Annotated in this window: 17 protein-coding genes and 5 pseudogenes; 18 read left to right on the top strand and 4 right to left on the bottom strand. The window is 56.9% G+C overall.

Annotated features, from left to right (window positions below; translation table 11 throughout):
- Positions 1 to 20: 20 nt before the first annotated feature.
- From V8U06_RS22180 to V8U06_RS22155, 6 genes and pseudogenes are all read left to right on the top strand, one after another.
- Positions 21 to 733, top strand: a pseudogene (locus V8U06_RS22180) (transposase); the annotation flags it as partial.
- Between the two features lie 77 nt (positions 734 to 810).
- The gene (tnpA, locus tag V8U06_RS22175) at positions 811 to 1221 is read left to right on the top strand and encodes an IS66-like element accessory protein TnpA (RefSeq protein WP_427142549.1); all 411 of its coding nucleotides are present in this window, start codon (positions 811 to 813) and stop codon (positions 1219 to 1221) included.
- The gene (gene tnpB, locus V8U06_RS22170; protein ID WP_427142548.1) at positions 1218 to 1565 is read left to right on the top strand and encodes an IS66 family insertion sequence element accessory protein TnpB; all 348 of its coding nucleotides are present in this window, start codon (positions 1218 to 1220) and stop codon (positions 1563 to 1565) included. The genes tnpA and tnpB overlap by 4 nt, the downstream gene beginning before the upstream one ends.
- A 45-nt stretch (positions 1566 to 1610) precedes the next feature.
- Entirely contained in the window at positions 1611 to 3266 is a 1656-nt protein-coding gene (tnpC, locus tag V8U06_RS22165) for an IS66 family transposase (RefSeq protein WP_427142547.1), read from the top strand.
- Positions 3267 to 3299: 33 nt separating this feature from the next.
- Positions 3300 to 3523: pseudogene (locus V8U06_RS22160) on the top strand (IS3-like element IS426 family transposase); the annotation flags it as partial.
- A gap of 317 nt (positions 3524 to 3840) precedes the next feature.
- Positions 3841 to 5310, top strand: a complete 1470-nt coding sequence (locus V8U06_RS22155) for a purine-cytosine permease family protein (protein WP_427142546.1) — start codon at positions 3841 to 3843, stop codon at positions 5308 to 5310.
- 175 nt (positions 5311 to 5485) lie between these two features.
- Here the strand turns inward: V8U06_RS22155 and V8U06_RS22150 are convergent, their stop codons facing one another.
- Positions 5486 to 6121 carry a helix-turn-helix domain-containing protein gene (locus V8U06_RS22150; RefSeq protein WP_427142545.1) on the bottom strand — a complete coding sequence of 212 codons (636 nt, stop codon included), beginning with the start codon at positions 6119 to 6121 and terminating at the stop codon, positions 5486 to 5488.
- Positions 6122 to 6553: 432 nt separating this feature from the next.
- Here V8U06_RS22150 and V8U06_RS22145 point away from each other — a divergent pair, with 432 nt between their 5' ends.
- The 3 genes from V8U06_RS22145 to V8U06_RS22135 all read left to right on the top strand — a co-directional run bounded on the left by V8U06_RS22145 (position 6554) and on the right by V8U06_RS22135 (position 8280).
- On the top strand, positions 6554 to 6865 hold the full coding sequence (locus tag V8U06_RS22145; protein WP_427142544.1) for a hypothetical protein: 312 nt from the start codon (positions 6554 to 6556) through the stop codon (positions 6863 to 6865).
- Positions 6862 to 7023, top strand: a complete 162-nt coding sequence (locus tag V8U06_RS22140; RefSeq protein WP_427142543.1) for a hypothetical protein — start codon at positions 6862 to 6864, stop codon at positions 7021 to 7023. The genes V8U06_RS22145 and V8U06_RS22140 overlap by 4 nt, the downstream gene beginning before the upstream one ends.
- 96 nt (positions 7024 to 7119) lie before the next feature.
- Positions 7120 to 8280 (top strand): alpha-hydroxy acid oxidase, encoded by a 1161-nt coding sequence (locus V8U06_RS22135; protein WP_427142542.1) that lies wholly within the window; start codon positions 7120 to 7122, stop codon positions 8278 to 8280.
- Between the two features lie 69 nt (positions 8281 to 8349).
- On the opposite strand, the gene V8U06_RS22130 is transcribed toward V8U06_RS22135, so the two are convergent.
- Together V8U06_RS22130 and V8U06_RS22125 are read right to left on the bottom strand one after the other, a co-directional pair.
- Positions 8350 to 8694 carry a hypothetical protein gene (locus V8U06_RS22130; RefSeq protein WP_427142541.1) on the bottom strand — a complete coding sequence of 115 codons (345 nt, stop codon included), beginning with the start codon at positions 8692 to 8694 and terminating at the stop codon, positions 8350 to 8352.
- Positions 8691 to 9795 (bottom strand): annotated as a pseudogene (locus V8U06_RS22125) (IS5 family transposase). Before V8U06_RS22125 ends, V8U06_RS22130 begins: the two are co-directional and overlap by 4 nt.
- Before the next feature lie 164 nt (positions 9796 to 9959).
- Between V8U06_RS22125 and V8U06_RS22120 the strand changes: the two are divergent.
- Both V8U06_RS22120 and V8U06_RS22115 read left to right on the top strand, forming a co-directional pair.
- A pseudogene (locus V8U06_RS22120) lies at positions 9960 to 10124 on the top strand (helix-turn-helix domain-containing protein); the annotation flags it as partial.
- 7 nt (positions 10125 to 10131) lie between these two features.
- Positions 10132 to 10376, top strand: a pseudogene (locus tag V8U06_RS22115) (transposase); the annotation flags it as partial.
- 260 nt (positions 10377 to 10636) lie between these two features.
- Here V8U06_RS22115 and V8U06_RS22110 read toward each other — a convergent pair.
- Entirely contained in the window at positions 10637 to 12154 is a 1518-nt protein-coding gene (locus V8U06_RS22110) for an aldehyde dehydrogenase family protein (protein WP_427142540.1), read from the bottom strand.
- Positions 12155 to 12734: 580 nt separating this feature from the next.
- Between V8U06_RS22110 and V8U06_RS22105 the strand changes: the two genes are divergently transcribed.
- The 7 genes from V8U06_RS22105 to V8U06_RS22075 all read left to right on the top strand — a co-directional run.
- The gene (locus tag V8U06_RS22105) at positions 12735 to 13646 is read left to right on the top strand and encodes a dihydrodipicolinate synthase family protein (RefSeq protein WP_427142539.1); all 912 of its coding nucleotides are present in this window, start codon (positions 12735 to 12737) and stop codon (positions 13644 to 13646) included.
- 80 nt (positions 13647 to 13726) lie between these two features.
- Positions 13727 to 14608 (top strand): transporter substrate-binding domain-containing protein, encoded by an 882-nt coding sequence (locus V8U06_RS22100; protein WP_427142538.1) that lies wholly within the window; start codon positions 13727 to 13729, stop codon positions 14606 to 14608.
- A gap of 63 nt (positions 14609 to 14671) precedes the next feature.
- On the top strand, positions 14672 to 15397 hold the full coding sequence (locus V8U06_RS22095) for an amino acid ABC transporter permease (protein ID WP_427142537.1): 726 nt from the start codon (positions 14672 to 14674) through the stop codon (positions 15395 to 15397).
- Positions 15394 to 16152, top strand: a complete 759-nt coding sequence (locus V8U06_RS22090) for an amino acid ABC transporter ATP-binding protein (RefSeq protein WP_427142536.1) — start codon at positions 15394 to 15396, stop codon at positions 16150 to 16152. The genes V8U06_RS22095 and V8U06_RS22090 overlap by 4 nt, the downstream gene beginning before the upstream one ends.
- Positions 16153 to 16235: 83 nt before the next feature.
- Positions 16236 to 17606 (top strand): FAD-binding oxidoreductase, encoded by a 1371-nt coding sequence (locus V8U06_RS22085; RefSeq protein WP_427142535.1) that lies wholly within the window; start codon positions 16236 to 16238, stop codon positions 17604 to 17606.
- Positions 17607 to 17719: 113 nt separating this feature from the next.
- Positions 17720 to 18421, top strand: coding sequence for a GntR family transcriptional regulator (locus tag V8U06_RS22080; protein ID WP_427142534.1), 702 nt, complete (start codon positions 17720 to 17722; stop codon positions 18419 to 18421).
- 365 nt (positions 18422 to 18786) lie between these two features.
- Positions 18787 to 19092, top strand: a 306-nt coding sequence (locus V8U06_RS22075; protein WP_427142533.1) for an electron transfer flavoprotein subunit beta/FixA family protein, incomplete at its 3' end; no start/stop codon positions are given.

Below are 19092 nucleotides of genomic sequence, written 5' to 3'. Positions count from 1 at the left end.
ACCCCTTATCGGCGTCCAATATTCCACGCCGAAACACAGTGATCACTGGCGACGTCCTGGTACGGGGGTGGACAACCGAGCAGAAGCTGCAGATTATCATGGGGAGTTTGGAGTTGAGCGATACGGTTTCGTCGGCCGCCCGGCGTCATGGAGTTGCGCCACGCCTTCTGTATCGATGGGGCAGACTTCTCAGTGATTGAGGAACGGCTGTCTTAGATTACGATGAGCCGGTCGTCGGCAATTCTGCGGTCAGGAAGTTCGAGGAGCGCGTTCCCGAGTTGGAGCACATGCTGGGCCGCAAGGATGGAGGTCGAGGTTCTCCGCGACGCTTTTTCACAGGTTCAAAAAATAGCGGCAGCTCTCGTTGCCGAAGCATGGTGCCGATGAAGACCGTCGCGGACGTTCTCAAGGTATCCCGCTCCAATGTTACTGAGCTTCTGAAGGCAGATCAAAGCCGCGCCGGCCGTATAAGGCTGAGGATGTCGAGCTTCTGTCAGCCCTCCGCAGGCTCGTCGACGCCAGGCCCACCTATCGCTAACGGCGGAGAGCCGCGCTGCTCAATCGCGAAAGGCGAGTCGCCGATCAGCCGGTCGTCAACCCCAAGCGAGTCCACCGGATCAGGAGCAATAACGCCATGCTGCTGGAGAAGCACACCACCGTTCGCAATGGCCGCGTCCACGATGGCTTTGCCATGGTGATACGCTCGAACTTTCGCTGGTGCTCGGACTCGCTGTAAGCCCACGGTGAGGGCCGCCTTGTGAGGTGACGCTCAACATCGGAAGTCCTAGTGCAAACACTAGGGATAGTCCTATGACGAAGCATCCGATTGAAGTGATCACGTCTGTTGAGCGTCGTCGGCGCTGGTCTCGCAAGGAGAAGGAGCAGTTGGTCGCCGCCTGCCTTGAGCCTGATGCGGTTATCTCCGAGATTGCCCGCGCGGCCGGCATCCATGTCAGCCAGCTCTTCCGCTGGCGCAAGGAGCTTTGCCAGGTCGATGGACCGTCGGCAGGAGCGGCAAGCATGTTGGTGCCGGTAATCGTGTCTGAGACCGCTTCGGCAGGCTCGCCCGCTATACCGGAGCCATCCGCACCATCCCATCCCCGACGCAAACGCTGTGATGTAACGATCGAACTTGGTCGTGGCCGACGCGTCCGCGTGGATAGCGACATCGATACCGAAGCGCTTGGCCGTATTCTCGACTGTGTGCTGGGACTGCGATGATCCTGGTCCCTACAGGTGTAAAGGTCTGGCTGGCGACAGGCTATACCGACATGCGCAAAGGCTTTCCGGGTCTGTCGTTGATGGTACAGGAGGCGCTGAAGCGTGATCCGATGTGTGGGCACCTGTTCGTATTCCGCGGCCGAGGCGGCGGTTTGATCAAGGTGATCTGGCATGACGGCCAGGGAGCTTGCCTGTTCACGAAGAAGCTTGAGCGGGGACGCTTCATCTGGCCATCGGCAGCCGATGGCACGGTGGTAATCACGCCTGCGCAGCTCGGTTATCTGCTGGAAGGCATCGACTGGCGAATGCCGCAAAAGACCTGGCGGCCGACGTCCGCCGGGTGAACGAAAGCACTGGAATGGCGGGGTCGAATATGATTCCATCCTGTCATGAGCAATGTGACCGAAGAGCTTCCGGACGACCTTGCCAGTGCGGTTGCACTGCTGGCCCAGGAACGCGCTCGACGTGTTGCAGCCGAAGCAGAAGCGGCGACCGCCAAGGCTGAAGCCGCTAGCGCAAAGGCACTCGTATCGCATTCCGAGGCGCTGATCGCGAGGCTGAAGCTGGAGATCGACAAGGTTCGTCGTGAACTTTACGGCAGCCGATCCGAGCGCAAGGCGCGGCTCCTGGAGCAGATGGAACTTCAGCTCGAAGAGCTCGAAGCGGACGCCGGTGAAGATGAACTGGTGGCAGAGATCGCAGCCAAAGCTTCAGCTGTCAAAGCCTTCGAGCGCAAGCGCCCATCACGCAAACCGTTTCCCGAACATCTGCCGCGCGAGCGCGTCGTCATCGCCGCTCCCACGAATTGCGCCTGCTGCGGATCGGCAAAACTGTCGAAGCTTGGTGAGGACATCACCGAGACCCTGGAGGTCGTTCCGCGTCAGTGGAAGGTCATCCAGACGGTGCGGGAGAAGTTCACCTGCCGCGAGTGCGAGAAGATTGCGCAGCCGCCAGCACCATTCCACGTAACGCCCCGCGGTTTTGCCGGGCCGAACCTGCTGGCGATGATCCTCTTCGAGAAGTTCGCCCAGCACCAGCCGCTCAACCGTCAGAGCGAACGTTATGCCCGCGAAGGTGTCGACCTCAGCTTGTCGACATTGGCTGATCAGGTTGGAGCATGTGCCGCAGCGTTGAAGCCCATTCACTCTCTGATCGAGGCGCATGTCCTTGCCGCCGAGCGTCTGCATGGTGACGACACGACCGTGCCGATCCTGGCAAAGGGAAAGACCGATACGGGCCGCATCTGGACTTATGTCCGGGACGATCGGCCATTCGGCGGGCTCTCACCGCCGGCCGCGCTGTATTATGCCTCACGGGACCGGCGGCAGGAGCATCCGGAGCGCCACCTCAAATCCTTCACCGGCATTCTGCAGGCGGACGCCTATGGCGGCTACAATCCGCTGTTCAAGGTAGACCGCGATCCCGGTTCTCTGACGAAGGCACTTTGCTGGGCTCACTCGCGGCGCAAATTCTTCGTGCTCGCGGACATTGCCGCAAGCGCCAAGCGTGGAAAGAACGCTGCGCCGGTCTCGCCCATGGCGCTGGAAGCCGTCAAACGGATCGATGCCCTGTTTGATATCGAGCGGGAGATCAACGGGCTTATGGCGGATCAACGTCTGGAGCGTCGCCACAAGGAAAGCCTGCCGCTCGTCGACGATCTGCAGACCTGGCTTCAAACCGAGCGGTTAAAGCTGTCACGCAGCTCTCCGGTCGCAGAGGCGATCGACTACATGCTCAAGCGCTGGGATGGCTTCATGTCCTTCCTGGAGGACGGCCGGATTTGCCTGACGAACAATGCGGCCGAGCGAGCGCTCAGAGGCTTTGCACTCGGCAGAAAGTCCTGGCTCTTCGCCGGATCGGATCGTGGCGCTGACCGTGCTGCGTTCATGGCGACACTGCTCATGACCGCCAAGCTCAACGACATTGATCCACAGGCATGGCTTGCCGACGTTCTCGCCCGCATCGCCGACACGCCGATCACCAAGCTGCAGCAATTGCTTCCGTGGAACTGGCAGCCAGACGCGCTGAACGCTCAGGCGGCGTAACCTGCGGTCTCCACCGGAGGCTTACGACTCGCTAAGCTCACCTGCTGGAACGGCGACGTCATCAGCTTGGCGTTCATTATCGACGCCCTCGGCCGCGAGATCATAGCCTGGACGACTGTCGTCAATGCCCGGATATCCGTCTCCGATGCGCGGGACGTGATGCTGGAGACCGTCGAGAAGCGCTTCGGCGCAACGCGACACCACAAGCCATCGGACATCTGCCCGACAACGACAGAGCGTACACTGCAAAGGAGACAAGCTTACTGCTCAAGCTGTGAACCCGATGCCAACGAAATCCATCCTCATTCCGCGCTCAAAATATCATCCCTCGGCAGTTATCAGGGCAGCTGACTATCCGGGGAGACGAGGCGTACTCCAGCAGTGTAAAAAAAAACGCATTGAATGTTTAAAAAATTGGACATAGATTGCGTCCATTGCCCTTTGAGCAAGATTCAATAGAGGGTACAGGGCAGCCTAGTGTCTAATCGTCAGGAACGTCTGTCGACGGAAAAGACGTGGCTTTTCCCAACGCGGAGTTGTGCGCTGCTTAGCGCGGGAAATGGGAGCAACTCAATTGGAAACACAAGCAGGAATCGCTTCGGGGCCGGCGATCGCGCGAAATGCGCTCGCGATCGAGCATAGGTCAATCGACTATGTTCCCCTGTCGGAAAGACATGGGCGGCTTTCGGACCAAGCAACGATTTGGTTTGCCGGGAGTGCACAACTTTTGAGCCTCGCGACAGGTGCGATCGGCATCACTTTGGGCCTCAATCTTACCTGGACGTTGATCGGCTTACTCCTTGGCACCATCCTTGGGACGATCCCGGTTGCAGCACATGCAAGCCAAGGCCCACATCTCGGGCTCCCGCAAATGGTGCAGACGCGTCCCCAGTTTGGCCGTTACGGAGCCATCTTCATCTGGCTGGTAGCCGTCATGGTCTACTGGGGCTACGTTGTGCTAAACGTTAATCTCATGGGGGCTACATCGGAACAACTCGGTCTCGGTTCCGCGAGCACTTCGGGAATCTTGCTTGGGATTATATCTGTCGTCTTCGCTATATTCGGTTACCATTGGCTTCATGTCGGTCAGCGCTACACGACAGTCGTGCTCTTGGTTGCTCTGGCGACCTTCACATTCGGCATCGTGTTTGGAGTCGGTTTCCCCCCAGAGCAAACGAGACTTTCCGGTACGTTCCAGTTCACGCCATTCTTGATGGTGGTTTCGGCATCGCTCGCATACCAGCTTTCATGGGCCTTCTTCGTCTCCGACTACTCTCGGTACATGCCGCCCACCACAAGCCATCGGTCCATCATATTCTACACAGCGTTCGGTGCGGGTGCTGGTGTCTTCGCAATGGAGGCGGTTGGGGCCGTTGGGGCGGCTCTCTACCCGAATGACAGCTTAACTCTTGCCCTTCAGGAATCCGGCAACCAGATCATGCCTGGTTTTGGCGCAGTGCTTCTCGTCGTGGGTGGAACAGCTCTTTTGATATTTAACGGAATGTGCGTCTACGGCGGGGCGCTCACCTTAATCACCGCGATGGACAGCGTCGTTGAGACATCACCGACGCGTAGCCTGCGAATTAAAACCATTGCCGTGATCGGCGTGACGGCAACCATCGTCGGCGTTCTGCTCCCGACGGATTTCATCAATACGACCTTCTATACAATTCTTGCGGTGTTGGCATACCTGATGGCACCATGGACCGCAGTAAATCTTGTCGACTATTTTATCGTGCGGAAGGGACGCTACTCGATCACTGAAATCTTCAATCCGAACGGAATTTACGGCAACTGGAACTGGCGTGGAATTGCTGCGTATACGCTTGCGTTTATCTCAATGATTCCGTTCATGTACCTGTCGTTCTACCAGGGACCAGTCGCGACATATCTCGGTGGCGTCGATTTCGCCTTCTTCGTCGGTATCCCGGTGGGTGGGGTGCTTTACTGGCTCTTCTGCTTGAATCTCGACTTGAAGCAGGAACTTGCTACTGTTGCAGTTGCCGACAAGCATCTCGATGCCTATGCGAAACCGATAGTTTGATGGCAACCCCTTGACTACCGAAAAGAACCGCGAGGATGGCAGGCGGGGCCTGTTCTCGCGGTTCAATCTTTAGCCCGGCGCGTAAAAATACGCATACGGTTACTGCTACTTTCTCGGCTTGCTAGTTTCAACAATCATTTATGCCACACGCATTTGATGGTTCAAAGCGGGTTTGTTAGATCATTGGTGGGGTGACAGCGCATGCGACGACGGCGACAGTCTTGCCTACGTTCTTTAGTCTGTACGGTTGGGCCCCAAAAATATGAAAGCCGCCGCCAGCTTCAATGCGTCGAGTGCCTACCTCGGTCTCCAGCTCGACCGTTCCCTTCAAGATGCAGGCCGCGGTCTCACCGTCGTGTTTGATTGCTACTTTTCCCGTGTCCGTACCCGGCGAGTAATGTTCGACGAACATTTGCAGCTTCTTGTCACGCCGTTCGCCTCCCAGCACCCGCATATCGACCTTACCTCGCGATACCACCGCAAGGTCCTGCGCATCGTAAACCAATACATTCTGTTTTGAGATTGGGAGCGCAAAGAAGTCCGCCATCGATATCGGAATCGCGTTCAATATTCGGTGCAGGGAAGCCAGCGAAGGGGCGTGAGAGTCAGCTTCGATCAGCGACACCGTGGAATTAGTCACACCCGCACGCTTCGCCAGTTCCCGCTGAGAAAGGCCGGCCTCTTCACGAATGGCCTTAAGGCGTGCCCCCACAGCAAGCTCCGCTGCGTCATTTTTCGGTCGTTGTTTTCCGACGATGGACTCCTCCTCGTCCGGGCCCGAAGCTTCTTTTAATCTCACAACTATCTCCATCACATCATGTCATGGCATCTATATAAGGTGATGCCAAACATTGAAAGTTGAGCGTTCAAAAAATTAAACGCGTGACGAGATGCTCAGTCGGCTCAACTTGCCGTTTGCGAACATCAGTGGCTCCATCAGCCTCCCGAGGTCGCTGTGAAAAATGTTGAAGTGTTAAAAAAATCATATTGCTTGTGCAAAAAAATTCAACTACGCATTCGTATCAAGTCATAAAATAGGAACTCCATGTGAACCCTCTCAATCAGGGACGGCTTTCTGGTGGATCGGCAGTCGTTTTGGACGTTTACCACCGTGCAGCGATCAGCAAACCAGCGCCGTTCTGAGCGCTCCTGCGATCCGATAGCGTACTCTCAACCTGCAGTTTCTCTACCTTTAGGAGGTGAGTTAGGTCGTTTCACCAAGTTCCTGGAAGGAGCCGTCCTGATGAGAATGACGAGAAGCCAATTCCTGAAGCTGATTGCGGCGGCAACAATCGCCGCGGCCGTCCCTACATTAGGGTTCGCACGAGACGCGAAAAGGCAAATCTTCGTGACCTGGGGTGATTTGGCGCCCTTTGGAATGACGAAGCCGGACGGACGTTCTACGGGGTCGAGAGCGATCTTATCCAGGAGTTGGCTAAGCGGAAAGTTCGACTACGAAATCCGCCATATGGCTTGGGATGGTATGATGCAGCGGCGGATAGACGGCAAGTTCGATGCTAACATCTACTGGTTCCCATCACGGATAAACGATTGAAAATCTCTGATTTTTCGTTTCCGTCCACCTCGGAAGCCTCCTCCTTTGCCGTTCTGAAGGACCTGCATCCTCTTCTTCCCGCGCGCACGACCGTGGAGGCCAAGCTAGTCGATGATGTCGTCGTCGAAATCTCGGTTCTTGCCTCCGAGATAGTGTGACGCGGCGGCGCGTTGATAGTCTTCCAGCTTACACTGAGCTGGCGGGAGGGGTGACTGGGGCGAACACTCTTCAATTTACACAATAGGACTTCGAGTTTGGCTCATTCATTGGATTTTCAGAACTTCTCTGAGGCGCGCGCGATAGCTAAGCGCCAGCTTCCGAAAGGGATATTCGAATACATCGACAGGGGCGCGGAAGACGAGACGGCGTTGGCCTCGAACCGTACCGCTTTCGATGAGGTCAAAATCCGACCGCATGTGCTGAAGGGGAACGCAACACCGCGCTCTACCAATATCACGCTTTTCGGCACCGAATACTCGTCACCACTCGTCGTCACTCCGACCGCCTTTGCGGGCTTGGTACGATACCAGGGCGAATTGGAACTCGCCAAAGCGGCTGCGAGATTTGGCATTCCCTATTGTGCTGCAACGGAGGCGATCTCATCCGTGGAGGAGATCGCAGACGCTACTCCCGCGCCCGTTTGGTTTCAGCTCTACTTATGGAATAAAGCACAGGCGTCGTACGACCTTATGGACAGAGCTTGGGCTAAGGGAGCGCGCACCCTCGTCCTGACTGCTGACACAGCAGTGATGCCCAAGCGTGAATTTAACCGCCGAAACGGATTTGATATCCCGTTCCGGTTCTCGTCTAGGAATGTATGGGATGTGGCAAACCATCCAGGTTGGGCCGTTCGCGTATTGATTCGATATCTGTTGACTAGTGGGATGCCCAACTTCGCGAATTATCCTGTTGAATACCGAAAAAGTCTTCTTAAGCGAGGGGGAGGGCCGTCTCTCGATTTGATGCCAGACATGAGCTGGGAGCACGTACGAGAGGTGCGGGCTCGTTGGAAGGGCAACTTGGTCGTGAAGGGCGTCCTTCGCACCGAAGATGCGCTGCAGGCAAAGGACGCTGGCGCGGACGGCATCGTTGTCTCCAACCACGGTGGTCGTATGTTCGACAGCGCAGTGTCACCAATTGCCGTGCTCCGCGAAATTGCCGACGAGGTGGGTCACGAAGTTACGGTACTCGCAGACAGCTCGGTTCGACGAGGAAGTGATGTTTTCAAGCTCATCGCCTCTGGCGCGAAGGCGGTCCTTGTTGGTCGAAGCATGCTCTACGGCACCGCCGCCGCGGGAGAGGAGGGCGCCGTGCAGATGATGAAAATTCTATCAGACGAACTTGCCATGACGATGGACCTCAGTGGCTGCCGATCGCTGGCTGAGATAGGCGAGCACCTGTTGCATCGTTCCTGATTGAGCATGCCCAAACCCATCCGCGTTGTTACGGAGAAAAATTTTAACAGCAATAGCCGTGCGATCGCCCTAGCAGGCTATTGAAGAAGTCTCCCGTTTGGTCTTTAGGATAGCCTCGTCGCCATTGTGATAGGCGAAAGTGATCTCGATCGTACTCTCGTCGAGCAATTCGGCAGGTCCGTCACCCGAGACTTCGTCCATTTCGTCGCATCCTGCCCATGTGAAGGAGACCATGGACGTGCTGTAGCCGAGTTCGAGGCCCGCTTGCATCGCACCGAAGGCGATTTCGCCATGACCGTTGGCCCTGATGGTGATTGTGGCGGGCTCGACCAGGTCGAGATAATCCCGACCCCACAGATCGGCCTCGACGATCCGCCAGCGGCCGATCAGGCGGCAGTTTCTGGCCGCGCTCATGACAGCATCGCTATCAGCTTCGGTAGCCGTACCAGATTGTAAGCGGCGGCCGCGAAGGTGAAGGCCCATCCGACGCGGTCGCGGCCACGGAACTTCGTCTTGTCCTGCCCCGCGACGGTCTCGATCCAGCCGAACGCCTCCTCGATGCGCTTACGGATGCGCAAGCTGACCCCATAGCCGGAATGGCGCGTCGTGCGACCGTCGATGGCCGAGCGGCGACCATTAATATTCTGCGCCACATGGGGCGTCACCTTCATCGACCGCAAATCTTGGACGAAGTCCTTTGTGTCATAGGCCTTGTCGGCACCCAGCGTGATCGCTTGTGTCCGATCAGCGAAAGGTTCGATCATGTGCAGCGCCGCTGCCCGTTCAGCATATCCGCTGGCCTCAGTCAGATAGGCATCGACCAGCAGCCCTTGGCGATTTTCCATCAGCCCATGCCCCATGAAGCACAGCTTGGCCTCCTTGCCTTTGCCCTTCTTATAAAGTCTTGCGTCTGGGTCGGTCGTTGAAGCATGCATCTCGTTGGAACGCTTTTCGCCATGAAAGTCTGCTTCGACATTCCGACCACCTGCATTCGAAGGTGGTTCGCCATGATCGCCCCTTTGGGCCGTCCTTCGGCTTGAAGCTCTTGATCGACGCCCAGGCTTCGATCAGCGTGCCATCGACAGAGAAGTGGTCTGTAGACAGCAACCGCTTTACCTTGGGCTGCGAAAGGATCGCACTGAGGAACTTCGCGGCGATGTCGCCTTCCAGCAACCGGTCGCGGTTCTTCGAAAACACCGAATGGTCCCAAGCTGGATCGTCAATGCCAATGCCGACGAACCAGCGGAACAGAAGGTCGTATTCCAGCCGCTCCATCAAAAGCCGCTCCGAGCGGATCGAATAGAAGGCTTGCAAAAGCATGGCGCGCAGAAGCTTCTCAGGCGCAATCGATGGCCGCCCGATCGGCGAATAGAGCGCTGCAAACTCCCGTTCCAAGAAAACCAGAGCGTCGTTCACGATCTGCCGGATTGCCCGCAGCGGATGATCACGACGAACTCGATCCTCCAGATCGACATAGCTGAAGAGTTCACCCGTCCTCACATCGCCGCCGCGCATGCATCACTCCAAAACTCGACGAAGCGAGTGAATCACGGCGAAAGCCTCCAGGCCAGCTTCTTTTTCAACAGCCTGCTAGAGCGCGTCCGGGTATCGATGAATCGATTGTGATGTGACGTGCCGGCTGGTTTCTGATTCAACATCCGCTTTGACGGATGTTGGTGATGGCCAGAGCGCTGAGCAGGGGTGTACGGTTACGTGTCTTGAAACCTGCGGATGACGGGGCATCGGCCCGGCAGGCGGCGGCCCGTTTCGGCGTCGGGGTATCAAGCGCGATCCGCTGGATCGCACGGGCGAAGATCAGCGAACTGACACCGCGGCCCCAAGGGTGACGGCGCGGCTAAGGCCGCCGGTGTGCGCGACGCCACGGAAGCGACAGGCGCAGGCTGCTCTACCTGCCGCCTTACAGTCCCAACTTTAACCCCATCGAAAACGCATGCGCAAAGCTCAAGGCATTGATGCGGTCAAGGGCCGAACAAACCATCCCCGCTCTCTGGAAAGCCGCCAGTTCCATCATCGAACTCTTTACGCCGGCCGAATGCGTAAACTGCTTCAGGACAGCCGGATATGAACCGGATTAAACCCGACGTGCTCCAGTCATATGCTCGACGACGCTGCATACGAACGGGCCGTCATGCTTCATGCAAGCTTAGTCGAAGTTGGCAAGCCGCTCTCGTTTATCAAAAGCGCACATACTGTGACAAACGTCGCCCGGACCTCGTCGCGTCTGGCTTCGCGACAATCGTGATTTGACCCTATCAGTGGGGCCTTCTCCGCGAGTTTTGAAGGCGTTTCGGGCATTCCTGTGGTCGGCCGCAGTGATGCGGCCGACCTTTCGATTTCACTCGGATTTCGCCCGTTCGAAACTCTCCGCATCTGGGTAGGGGAACCACCAGAAGTCCTGCGGGGCGGCCTCTGGATCCATCACCACGTACTTCGAGGACTGGAACTGCGCTAGGCCTTCTGGGCCGAGCTGCCGGCCGATACCTGACAGCTTACGTCCGCCAAAGGGGAGCGCGTCGTTGTCAAGGATCGGCGCATTGATCCAGACCATACCTGCTTCAATCTCGTTGACCGCTCGCATCATCTCGCCCATATCGCGGGAGTAGAGGTTAGACCCAAGGCCGAACTCGGAACGGTTCGCGAGTTCAAGTGCTTCATCGAAATCTTTCACGCGACAGATGGGCGCGACGGGACCGAAAGATTCTCCGTTGAGGATTTCTGACTTTGGATCCACATTCGTCAGGACTGCAGGCTCGATGAACCAGCCGTGATTGAGTCCATTGGGGCGTCCGCCACCGGTGGCGAAAATTGCGCCTTCATGACGCGCGCGCGCGAGAAGCGACTCGAAGCGGTCTCGCTGGCGGTGCGTCGCCATTGGGCCGATGTCAACATTTTCGAGGCCGTTGCCAATGCGAAGCTTTTTCGTTTCAGCGACCAGTCGTTCGACGAACTCGTCGTGAATGCTGTCATGAACGTAGAATCGTTCTGCCGATGTACAAACTTGGCCGCAGTTGAGGTAAGCAGCGAAGGCAGCCGCCCGCACAGCGATATCTAAAGGAGCGGAAGGCATGACGATGAAGGGGTCGTTGCCGGATGCCTCAATCAGAGCGGGTTTGAAGGTTTCGGCGCAAACCCTCAGAATTTCCTGCGCGATCGGCACAGAGCCAGTGTACGCGATGCAATGGGTCTTTTTGCTTCGGACGAGGTGTTGAGCGACACGCGGGCCGCCGGTAACGACTTGCACCAGACCCTTGGGCAGTTCGCTGAACACTTCCATGAATTTTAGAGTAGTAATGCTTGTCTGCTCATGCGGCTTGATGATGACGGAATTGCCTGCAGCGAGTGCGGCCGCCAGTTCCCAGCAAAGGAGGACAAGCGGGAAGTTGAAGGGAAGAATGATAACGACAGTTCCCAACGGTTCCTTGATCGAGAAGTGGAACTGGCCCGGAACAGTCGATCCAGCGATTCTGCCGCTCTCGTTGCGCCCAAGTTCGGCATAGTAGTCGATCGCGGTAGCGCACCACGATGTTTCGTCGACGGCTTCCTTGAACGGCTTACCTTCCTCACGGGTCATGAAATAGCCATATACAGCCTTATCGCGACGGATCTTTGCCGCGACTTCGTGAAGGGCCGTAGAGCGAGTGCGTGAATCTATGGCCAACCACGCCTTCCTCGCGGAGTTTGCGATGTCGATCACATTCTCGAGTTCGTCGTCCGTGGCATCCGCGATTTCAGCAATGCGATCTTCAGTGGCCGGGTCGATGACCGAGATTCTATTGGTTGCGGCGCTCTTCAAATAGCGTCCGTCGACAAACAACGTGCCTGAAAGGCGGTCGAACTCTTGGTGGATTGGCATGTCTTCTCCTTGTCGGCGCACACCCGGTACTCGGGCAGCTAGAAAGTCTGGTTGCTGGTTCCAAATCTTGTGGTCGGATCCAGAGATCGGGGCGATGCTGGAGCGCTCGAGGTGTGTAGGCCGGTGGCTCGTGGTGATAGGATCTTTCAGCCGGAGAGCAAGGCATCGCGAAATGCTTTCGATCCCATTTGCCGCGCGCCTTTTCGCAACCGGGGAAAGGGCACGACTTAGCCCTCCGACGCTCATCCTTCGAAGTACGTCGATCCCACCGTCCTCAATGAAATTGTTCGCTGCCGCGTCCCCGATTGTTGTGTGAAGCGGCCACCCAACGAACGCAACGCTATGTCAAAAATATTCAACATTCAATACGTTTTTTCAAACGGTGCGCGTGGACGGTTTTTTTCGCGAAATCAAAGAGCTCGCTCGATAAACTATGTGACCAAACTAAAAAGCGCGATCGCAGATCGTAGATCGCACGATTGACATTCTCTGAAAATTGCCGTCACAAATCACCCCATCGCGACGGAACGCCCGATTGCGAGGAGGAGAAATCAGATCTTTTAGGATGGAGACGAGTCACATGGCGCTGACCAAGCTCACGACGTACGGCCTATACACGGCCACCACAACGCCCCTGACCCCCGACGGAAGATTGAACACACGCGCCATTTCGGAGCAGATCGAAACTCAGTTGCAAGCCGGTATCGCTGGGATCGTTGCAATTGGCGGGACAGGCGAAGGAGCTGCCTTGTCCTTTGCTGAACGTGTTGAAGTTGTTGGAGTGACAGTTGAGGCTGTCGGCGGAAGGGTGCCGGTGCTTGCGGGCGTTATCACTCCTGGATTGCCCGACACTCTGGCACTCGGTCGCGCTTGCTTGGAGGCGGGGGCAAACGGACTGATGGTCATCACCCCCTTCGGTACGGCCCCCAGCCAAGCTGGCATTCGGGACTACTACAAGGCAGTTGCCGACGGCGTTGGCCAAGCTGTGATGCTTTACGAGATCCCTTATCTTACTCTCGTTTCACTCGAACCGGAGACCGTATGCGACATCGTGGCGGACGGTTCTGTCTTCGCAATGAAGGCATCGAACCCAGACCAGACCACCTTCACCAGGGTCGTCGAGTTGGTCGGGGAGCACATCGCGGTAATGTCCGGGGATGAGCACTTATTCGCAGCCCAGATCGCGCTTGGTGCCGTTGGAGGCGTACTGGCCTCTACGAACGTTCTACCGCGTACGTGGGTTCAGATCTTCGACACCGCACGGGCAGGCGATCTTAAGACTGCGCAGGGGCAGATCGGACGTATCCGGAACTTCCTTCTCAGCGTTTACGCGGAGCCCAATCCGGGCCCGATGAAGGCTGCTCAGACCCTTGCGGGCTTTGAGGCTGGCCCCGTCCGCCTGCCAAATAGGGCGCCTAGCACGGCGCTCGTTGAAGAGATGCGCACGCAGTTGGCAGATCTGCTCGCATACGAACGGGGACTGACTGCTTAGTCCGGCAGATCCTCGCAATAAAGCGTTCGCCACCGGTGAAGGAGGCGCACGGGGAACCGAAACCAACTGGAGAGAATGAAATGAACCGAACTGCAAGTTATTTGAGTGCGACCTGCGCCGCAATCATCATGAGTGTCGGCATAGGATTTCACGCTGTGGCAGCGGAACCGTACTATGAAGTACCAGCAGACTACCCAGCTTGTACTGACGAGTCTTATGAAAACGCGATCGAGAACGGTGTGAAGCTTGGCGTGGCTGCGGCTATGCCCTGGTCCGGTATCGACCCGGCGTCGGGCAAGGCCGTAGGAATCGACGTGGAGCTACACGCAGAAGTCCTCAAGCACATGGGTATCACAAAGATCACCTATGAGGCGGGCGCGTTCAACTCGCTCATTCCGTCGATGCTTTCTAACCGTATCGATATGGTCGTAACCGACCTACACGTAACCCCCGAACGTTCGAAGACTATCGCTTTCAGTGGTCCGGTTTGGTGGTATGGCCCCGCTGTCGTTGTCCAAGCGGGGAACCCAAAGAAGGTGAAGAGCTTCGAAGATCTTGCGACCGTTCGCGTCGGGGTTCTTCTTGGTACCGGTACTGACGAATACCTGAAAAAGGTCGGTATCGAAGCCACGCGCTTCCAAAGCTATGCGGAAGAGTTCGCTGCCATCCAGCAGGACAAGGTCGACGTAGTCGTTGAGTACGATCTCCTGGCCGCCGAGTTTAAGAAGGCCAATCCCGACGCGAACGTCGAATCCCTCGCGAGCTTCCCGATCCCGGACGATCTTTTGAAGAACGGCTACGGTTATGCCCGCTTTGGTTTCCGCAAGGAGGATTGCAGCTTCCGTGCCGCCTTCAATCAGGCTTTGGCGGAAGCCAGAGCTTCGGGCGCCATGTCAGAGGTCCTTCGCAGGAATGGGCTTTCGGATCGCAATCTCTTCTACTTCCCGCTGCAAGTGAACTGATTAAGGAGCGACTGCGTCACTGGTCGATCCTAAATCGGCCGGTGACCATCGGCGAAGAACACGATGGAACTCTTGAACTTAGACGTGATCCGGTCATACGGATATGTACTGTTGCAAGGGCTAGGAAATACGATTTTGCTCACGCTGATCGTTATAGTCCTGGCCGGCGTTCTGGCCATTCCGCTGGCGCTCGTTCGGACCTCGCGCCTCTGGCTCGTCCGCCTGCCCTTCGAAGCGTTGGTGGAGATTATTCGCGGCACACCTCTGATTTTGCAGTTGTTCTACGTGTACTACGTTCTTCCGGCTGCCGGCGTTCAGCTTGATCCGTTCGCCGCAGCGGTTGTAGCATTGACGGTGAACTACACGGCATATCTCAGCGAGGTCTACCGCGGTGGCATAAAATCCATTCCTGACGGACAGCGTAATGCGGCGGCCGCCCTGGGCATGACCCCGGCCAAGGCGTTCATCAGAATTATTCTGCCTCAAGCTTTCAAGGTTGTGACTCCCACGCTAGGCAATTACTTCATCGCGCTCTTCAAGGACACGGCCCTTGCGTCCGTCGTGACCGTCAATGAGTTGCTCTATACCGGCAACCTCGTGTCGTCCTCCACGTATCAATATTTCACGGTCTATACGGTAACCGGGATCCTCTATTTCGTGGCTGGTTTCCCTGCTGCCTTGTTCGTCCGATATCTGGAGCGACGCATGCATACAAAGCGCCGTGTGAGATCGGCCCCGTCGAAGCCAAATCTGGTCGATTCAATAGAAGCTAGGGGTTCCAGCCGATGATCCTGTTAAACAATATCCACAAATCCTATGGATCCTTGGCCGTCGTCAACGGAGTGTCGCTTGCGATACGCAAGGGGGAAGTCGTCTGCCTGGTCGGCCCCTCCGGTAGCGGCAAGTCGACCTTGCTTCGCTGTGTCAACAATCTCGAAGCACTGACTGCCGGTGAGATCCGTCTCGACGGCGAGAGGGTTTATTACGATGAGATTCCCGAAGGGCTGAAGCCTCACAGCCAGACCCGCATCGCCAGGGTCCGCGCCCGTCTGGGAATGGTGTTCCAAGACTTCAATCTGTTTCCTCACATGACGGCGTTGCAGAACGTCATGGAGGGACCCGTCCAAGTGCTCGGGATCTCGAAGGCTGACGCCCGACAGCGGGCGATGGATCTTCTCACGCGGGTGGGGCTGGCCGAGAGGCATGACTATTACCCGGACGAACTTTCGGGTGGTCAGAAACAGCGGGTCGCAATCGCGCGGTCGCTCGCCATGAAACCTGAAGCCATGCTTTTCGACGAGCCGACCTCGGCGCTCGACCCCGAGCTCGTACACGAAGTTCTCTCGGTAATGCGCGAACTCCGCAACGAGGGAATGACGATGATCATCGCGACACACGAGATGAACTTCGCGCGCGAAGTGGCTGACCGCATTGTGTTTCTGGAAGGCGGCGTCATCATCGAGGATTCTCCTCCCGAGAAATTCTTCGACGTGTCCACTAGTGCCCGCAAGGAAAGCTTCCTGCGCAGCCTTACCCGCAGGTAGGGCGCGCTACCCTTGAACAAGTGGCCGTCGCTTTTGCCCATATCGCAGCGTTGGATGCCATCACTCCCTTGAAAGCCAATGACATGAAACTCGCCGAAAACATCAAAGAGAGGCTTGCCGCGATTCTTGGCGACCGGATCAGTGTTAATCCTTCCATAATCGAGCAGCACTCCCGCGGGGAGGGCCACTTGCCGTCGGCTCCTCCGGAAGCGGTGTGCTTCCCGGTTTCGACGAAGGAGGTGAGCGCAGTCCTGAGGATCTGCAACGAAGCCGGCGTTCCCGTTGTGCCCTGGGGAGCGGGCACATCCCTGGAGGGCAACGTCAATGCGCTGCGGGGCGGGGTATGCATCGACCTCAGCCGAATGAATGCTGTGCTTGCTGTCAACGCCGAGGATCTCGACGCGACGGTCGAACCCGGCGTGACACGTAAACAATTGAATTCCTATCTCCGGGATACGGGCCTTTTTTTCCCGGTCGATCCCGGCGCGGATGCGACGATCGGTGGGATGGCGGCTACGCGGGCATCCGGCACCAATGCCGTCAGATACGGCAACATGAAGGCGAATGTGCTGGCCCTAGAGGTGGTGCTTCCGAGTGGGGAGATCATTCGAACCGGCTCTCGTGCGCGGAAATCCGCCGCAGGCTACGACCTTACGAGCCTCTTCGTTGGCAGCGAAGGCACGCTCGGATTGATCACGGAAGTCACCATCAAGCTATATGGCCTTCCCGAAGTTATTGCATCTGGTGTGTCGAGCTTCCCAACCGTCGAAGACGCGGTCACCTTGGTCACGGAAGCAGTACAGCTCGGCATTCCGCTTGCCCGAGTGGAGTTCCTTGATGAGCAGACCATTGTCGCGGTCAATCGCTTTTCCAAGCTCGAGCTCAATGTCGCGCCAACGCTGTTCTTCGAATTTCACGGCTCAACCGCGTCGGTCGATGATCAGATTGCTCAGATCTCCGAACTGGTCGCGTCACACGGTGGATCAAAATTGGAGTCCTCGACCGACATCGAGGAGCGCAATAAGCTATGGCACGCAAGGCACGAGGCGCATTATGCTCTCCTCGCGATGCGCCCCAACGCACGCGTGTACGGTACCGATTCCTGCGTTCCGATCTCTAAACTCTCTGAAATCATTCGGCTGACACGCGAAGACCTGGAACGCGTGCCGTTCTTTGTGAGCGTTATCGGCCACGTCGGTGATGGAAACTTCCACCTTGGCATGGTCATCGACCCGGAGGTTCACTCTGAATTTGAATTAGCCGAGGAGATTCATGATCGGCTTATCGAACGAACGCTCGCTCTCGGTGGCACATGCAGCGGCGAGCATGGGATCGGATATGGCAAGACCAGGTATATGGAATGGGAGCACAAAAATGCTATCGGAACCATGTGGACCTTGAAGAGGGCACTCGACCCAAACAACATTATGAATCCGGGGAAAGTACTTCCTTAGGCACGGCCGCGATCACCGAGTCGGCCGGGCGGGTAGTTTCACCCGGCTTGACCTACCCAGCATTCAGTGTTGGTGCTTTTATACGAATATGGATGCCTGAATTGAGAACCACTATGAAGTCAGGACTTGCACTAGAACCGATCGATTTTCAGTCGATGCAAGACCAAGTGTACGAGCAACTCCGAACCGTGCTGATGCGGGGCGGGTTCGAGCCTGGTCAGAAGCTCAGCGGAAGAATGGTCGGTAAAGCACTCGGAACCAGCGAGATGCCTGCGCGTGCTGCCTTGGGTCGGTTACTAGCCGAGCGAGCATTGGTTCAGAAGTCTAACGGCACGTATGCTATTCCGATAGCCACCAGGACGCGGTTTAAGGAAGTCATGGAGCTACGGGCTCTTCTTGAGAGTCACGCGACGCTCCAAGCCTGCGAGCGTATCGATAGTGATGGTCTTCGGGAGCTTCGCCGTTCAAGCGACGGTCTTATTAAGGCGCTGAATGACAACAATCTCGAGCAATACTTGGATTTCAATCAGAAGCTAAAATTCGGAATTTACAAATACTGCAGCTCGGAGACTTTGAGATCACATATCGAACTCCTTTGGCTCCAGTGCGGTCCATTCCTCAGACATCTTAGCGTCGCACCCGGCGACGCTCGGGCGACTTCCTATTGCGAGGAAGCGGTCGACGCGCTCGTGGCACGCGACGCGGCCAAGGCAGGTGCGGCCATATCGAAAGACATCCGGTCCGGCCTCGATTTTCTGCTTGTGCATGGTCAGTTTGCAGACGACGACGGGAATGACGGAGCCAGCATGCTTTAAACAAGGAAGCCTCATTTCACGGAGCCTTGCGAGCGTTTGCGCTGACATTACTTGAGGTGGCCCCCTTGCCAAGGAGGCGTAGCGCGGGCCGAAAGGTCCTTTCGATTTTCCCCTCAACGTGTTCTCATGAACCATCACACCTCGACTAGCCGGCTGCGATAGCGAGAGTGACAATATCAAGCTGCGCTCGATAGAGACTCTTTCGCGCGGTTTTCCAGCGGGCGAGTGCGGCGGGCTCTCCGCGTTATGCAGAGCATCATCCCAGATTCTTCGTATCTTTAAAACGAATTCGCGAGAAAACGCTTGACGCCAACTTTGCAGAATATATTGAAGGTTCATCAAAAATTGCGCCGGAAAGTCCAGTCATGAAAATTCTTGTTTCAGTGAAACGCGTCATCGATGCGAACGTGAAAGTCCGAGTTATGCCGGATGGTTCTGGCGTCGACCTGAACGGCGTGAAGATGTCGATGAACCCGTTTGACGAGATATCCGTTGAAGAGGCTCTGCGGCTCAGGGAGGCCGGCAAGGCCTCGGAAGTTGTGGTCGTCTCCGTCGGTCCGGCCAAGGCGGAAGAAACCTTGCGCACGGCGCTCGCCATGGGCGCGGATCGCGCCGTGCTGGTCGAGACGGACGATGCCGTCGAGCCGCTGGCGGTCGCCAAGATCCTCAAG

This window comes from Shinella sp. G-2, assembly GCF_050172695.1.
Classification (GTDB): domain Bacteria; phylum Pseudomonadota; class Alphaproteobacteria; order Rhizobiales; family Rhizobiaceae; genus Shinella.
The sequence above is the reverse complement of the archived record's forward strand: the minus strand, read 5'-3'. Positions and strand labels throughout refer to the sequence as shown.

Bases quoted from the DNA above. Each gene is read 5' to 3' on its own strand.
- tnpA (WP_427142549.1), top strand. From the start codon at position 811: ATGACGAAGCATCCGATTGAAGTGATCACGTCTGTTGAGCGTCGTCGG.
- tnpB (WP_427142548.1), top strand. From the start codon at position 1,218: ATGATCCTGGTCCCTACAGGTGTAAAGGTCTGGCTGGCGACAGGCTAT.
- tnpC (WP_427142547.1), top strand. From the start codon at position 1,611: ATGAGCAATGTGACCGAAGAGCTTCCGGACGACCTTGCCAGTGCGGTT.
- V8U06_RS22150 (WP_427142545.1), bottom strand. From the start codon at position 6,121: ATGGAGATAGTTGTGAGATTAAAAGAAGCTTCGGGCCCGGACGAGGAG.
- V8U06_RS22145 (WP_427142544.1), top strand. From the start codon at position 6,554: ATGAGAATGACGAGAAGCCAATTCCTGAAGCTGATTGCGGCGGCAACA.
- V8U06_RS22130 (WP_427142541.1), bottom strand. From the start codon at position 8,694: ATGAGCGCGGCCAGAAACTGCCGCCTGATCGGCCGCTGGCGGATCGTC.
- V8U06_RS22110 (WP_427142540.1), bottom strand. From the start codon at position 12,154: ATGCCAATCCACCAAGAGTTCGACCGCCTTTCAGGCACGTTGTTTGTC.
- V8U06_RS22105 (WP_427142539.1), top strand. From the start codon at position 12,735: ATGGCGCTGACCAAGCTCACGACGTACGGCCTATACACGGCCACCACA.
- V8U06_RS22100 (WP_427142538.1), top strand. From the start codon at position 13,727: ATGAACCGAACTGCAAGTTATTTGAGTGCGACCTGCGCCGCAATCATC.
- V8U06_RS22095 (WP_427142537.1), top strand. From the start codon at position 14,672: ATGGAACTCTTGAACTTAGACGTGATCCGGTCATACGGATATGTACTG.
- V8U06_RS22090 (WP_427142536.1), top strand. From the start codon at position 15,394: ATGATCCTGTTAAACAATATCCACAAATCCTATGGATCCTTGGCCGTC.
- V8U06_RS22085 (WP_427142535.1), top strand. From the start codon at position 16,236: ATGAAACTCGCCGAAAACATCAAAGAGAGGCTTGCCGCGATTCTTGGC.
- V8U06_RS22080 (WP_427142534.1), top strand. From the start codon at position 17,720: ATGAAGTCAGGACTTGCACTAGAACCGATCGATTTTCAGTCGATGCAA.